This is a genomic window from Azonexus sp., assembly GCF_036170495.1.
Taxonomy (GTDB): Bacteria; Pseudomonadota; Gammaproteobacteria; order Burkholderiales; family Rhodocyclaceae; genus Azonexus.
Genome location: NZ_JAVHPH010000151.1, coordinates 1,415 through 4,910, shown reverse-complemented (window position 1 = coordinate 4,910; position 3,496 = coordinate 1,415). Strand labels below are relative to the sequence as shown.

Sequence of the window (3,496 nt, the reverse complement as noted above, 5' to 3'; positions counted from 1 at the left end):
CGCATTATCAAGACGCTGGAGCGGACGAAGGTATTGCGGCCGATCAAGGTCGACGGCGTGCACGCGACGCGCAGCTTCCGCCTCGATCTGGCCGCCACCTGAGCTCAGAAACGCAGACCGGTGGCCTTTTCGACGGCGGCTGCCGAGACGACACCGGCGACAACTACCCTGCCACCTCGCCCGTCGAAGAGGAAAGTGCGCGGTAATTCACCGCCCCATGTCGGGTCGATGGCATAGGCAATCGCTTCCGGATTGTCGTTTCCGTAGGCGTAGCGCGGCCCGCTTAGCGCATAGGGCTTGAGCATCGGCCAGAGCTCGGCGCTTTCCGACTCGGCGGTGACGGTGATGAGACGCAGCTTCTTGTTGCTTTTGGCCAGACTGGACAGCAGTTTGAGGTTTTGCTTGCAGTAATTGCAGTCGGACGACCACAAGGCAACGATGGTCGCTTGCGGGTGGCTTTCCGGACTGAGCAGTTTCCTGGCGGTCAGGCGGTCGAGCGGCGTGAAATCGGCAGCGGCCAGCGGCGCGGTGGCGAGCAGGAAAAACAGCGGTAAAAATCGACGGATCATGGCAACGGAAACACCCGGAAGCCTTCTTTTTCGGTGCGCCAGAAGGTGAATAGCTGGTCCTTGCGGCGAATGACGCGGGCCTGATCGGAGGCGCCATCGGTGCTGGCGAGTGCAATGTCGGTAAAGCTGTGGCCGCCATCGCGGGAAAGCATGGCGCGCAATTGCGTGCGCTCGCCATCGAACGCCTTCCAGGCAATCGCCAGCTTGCCGCCGGCCGCTGCCATGTCGGCATGCGCCGCGCCAGGGCGGCCGATCGGGCGCTGACCGGCGACCTCATTTTTACCTGAAATTTCCGGTCGACCGTAGAAAACCCGCCCTTCGCCGTCCTTCTGGTTGAACCAGACGGCGTGCCGGACGCCCTGTTCATCGACGACCAGCGACGGGCCGTGGTGCGGGCAGCCATCGACGCGCCAGCGGTCAAAGGTGGCGCGCTGCACGCTCTCCACCGTGCCGTCCGGCTTGAGGCGGGCCATCGCGTGGTCGCGCTCGTTGGGGGCAAAGACATGGCGCCACATGAAGAGCGGCGCGCCGTCGCGGTCGATTGCGCTGCTCACCCGACAGCACTCGCAGGAGTGGTCGGCCAGCTTGTATTCGGGTTGGAAACTGCGCCCGCCATCGGTCGACATCGCCGCATAAATCGCCGCCCCGGTGTAGGGCGTTTTGCTCGCCTTGGCCGCTTCGAGATCGCGCTTGTCGATCCAGGCCAGGATGACCCGGTTATCGGGCAGGGTCAGCATCGACTCGAAACGATGGGTGATGATCGCCGTGTCCTGATGCACGGTCAGCGGCGGCGAGAAACGCTGGCCGTCATCGGCACGGGCCAGGCGGACCGAACCGGTGTTGGGCTTGGGAAAGGGATGCGTCCACGAAACGAGCAAGCCGCCATCGGCTGCAAAGGCGATCTTCGGGCGGTTCTCACCATCGGCGGAAATGGCCTCCGGCTGCGCGTTGACCGCAACTGGCGCCGACCAGGTCTGGCCCTCGTCGGCGCTGCGGTAAATCATCACGTGCTCGCCCTGCTTGGCCGCCACGAGCAGGCTGCCGTCCGGCGCAAAGGCGGCCGATGCACCAAGCTCCGGCCGCGCCTTCTTGGCCATGGCAGGCATGGCATCCGCCGCAACGGCTACCGTGGCGAGCAGCCCGAGCCCGAGAGCCAGGCTCCCGAACATGGGCCGAAGAAAAGCGTTGATGCGTTTCATGTCACCTCGCATGGATCAGAGATCGAACTTGACCCCGGCAAAAATGGTTCGCTGCGCGTAGGGGTAGTACGTGAAGTTCCGGCTGTTGCCGATGTTGTCGACGCCCAGCGAGGCCGACCACTGTTTGGCGATTTTATAAACCACCTTGGCGTCGAAAACACTGAAGCTGCCGCGCCCCAAGTAAGTATCGGCATTCGGATCGTTGTACTGCTGGGTCGCCGTGTTGTAGAGCGACCCGTGCTGACGGGCACTGTAACGCCAGCCGAGGCTGTAGGACAGCGCATCCGACTGGTGATAGACGGCAAGCGCCGAGGCGCGCCAAGCCGGGAGCAATGTCTGTTCGGTGCCTTCCAGCCCCGGATTGGAAGCGTTCTCGACAATCCGCGAGTGAATGTAAGCCACGCTAGCCATCACGTCGAGGCCGCGTACCAGGACGTCATTGGCCTGTACCGAGGTTTCCAGCCCGTAGCTGCGCACCTTGTCCACGTTCTGGACGCTGCTGATGCTGAAGCCGGGGAGCGTCGTCAGGTCGGTTTGCGAAATCAGGGCATTGCGCTTTTCTTCACCGAACAGCGAGGTCCGCCACAGGCCGTTGGCCAGGAAGCGCTCGACGGTGAGCTCCCACGAATCGGCACTTTCCGGCTTGAGGTTCGGGTTGTTGGTGAAGGCCACGTTATAGGGTGCCGGGAAACTGGCGATCTGAGCAGGCGACGCTGCCGTGCTGGTGCCGGCGACGTTGATGGTGGCACTCTTGAACAGTTCGTTGACCGTTGGGAAACGCGTCCCCCGGCCGTACGAACCGCGCAGCGCCCAGTCGTCATTGACCAGATAGGACAATGAAGCCTTGGGCGAAAATGCCTGGACGCTCCTGTCCGCATAGCGCACGGTGCCGCTTGTCGTTGAATAGTTGCTGCCGTCCGTGGCTTCCCAATGCTCTTCGCGGCCGCCGACGACGAGTTTCCATTGCGGCGTAATCTGCCAGGCGTCCTGCACATAGAGGGCGCTGGTCGTCGTTTCTCCACGGGAATTGGTGTTCAGCGCGCCGGCATCGCTGGATTGCCAGTTGCTGCCGGAAACCAGATTGTATTTGTCGGACTTGGTCGTATAGGTGTCGGTATGGAAGCCGAAACTGACCTGATGAGCGCTGCTGATATTGCCATCCGGACGCCAGATACCGCGCAGATCAACGTTGTACCAGCCAGTCCCGTCGCCGTAGGTGATCGTTCCCTTCGTCGCGGCGGTGGAGGGCGTCGTACCGGTGTTGCCGGAAGAAGCGCGGACGATGTCCTTGCTCTGATTGAAATAGCTGGCCACGATGTCCCACGCCCAGGCGCCGCCGTTATCGGACTTCAGCGACAGGCCGTGCATGTGGTACTCGCTCTCGGTATTGCTGACGCTCGGTGCCGTGCCAATGGTGTAATCCTTGCCATCGATACGCACGTAACGATAGAGCCCGGCCGCTGAGGTCGTCGCGTATACGGGGTTACCAGCCGCGTCCTTGATGTAGCTCTCGATCATTTTGTCCGACGTGTTTTGCCAGACATTGAAAGTGTAGGTCGCCCGCGTCGAGGGCGAGAAATCGTAGGCGACCTTGACGGTGACATCGTCCTTGACGGTATGGTCGAGGCTGGTGCCGGCGACAATCACCCGCTGCGCGTTGGCCGTATTCAGGTCATACACGGCGCCGGTGACGGTCGTATATTGCCCGGCCGCCGCCGCCGCCCCTGA

The 3,496-nt window shown here is 62.5% G+C and carries 3 protein-coding genes; all 3 read right to left on the bottom strand.

Annotated features, from left to right (window positions below; genetic code table 11):
* Positions 1–104 precede the first annotated feature (104 nt).
* Positions 105–569, bottom strand: a complete 465-nt coding sequence (locus ADADOO_RS04700; RefSeq protein ID WP_511275441.1) for a thioredoxin domain-containing protein — start codon at positions 567–569, stop codon at positions 105–107.
* Positions 566–1,768, bottom strand: coding sequence for an exo-alpha-sialidase (locus tag ADADOO_RS04695; RefSeq protein WP_511275439.1), 1,203 nt, complete (start codon positions 1,766–1,768; stop codon positions 566–568). Before ADADOO_RS04695 ends, ADADOO_RS04700 begins: the two co-directional genes overlap by 4 nt.
* Positions 1,769–1,783: 15 nt before the next feature.
* On the bottom strand, positions 1,784–3,496 hold a 1,713-nt coding region (locus ADADOO_RS04690), incomplete at its 5' end, for a TonB-dependent receptor (RefSeq protein WP_511275437.1).

What these genes read in the sequence shown, in the direction of transcription:
- ADADOO_RS04700 (WP_511275441.1), bottom strand. Translation starts at nt 569, where the DNA reads ATGATCCGTCGATTTTTACCGCTGTTTTTCCTGCTCGCCACCGCGCCG.
- ADADOO_RS04695 (WP_511275439.1), bottom strand. Translation starts at nt 1,768, where the DNA reads ATGAAACGCATCAACGCTTTTCTTCGGCCCATGTTCGGGAGCCTGGCT.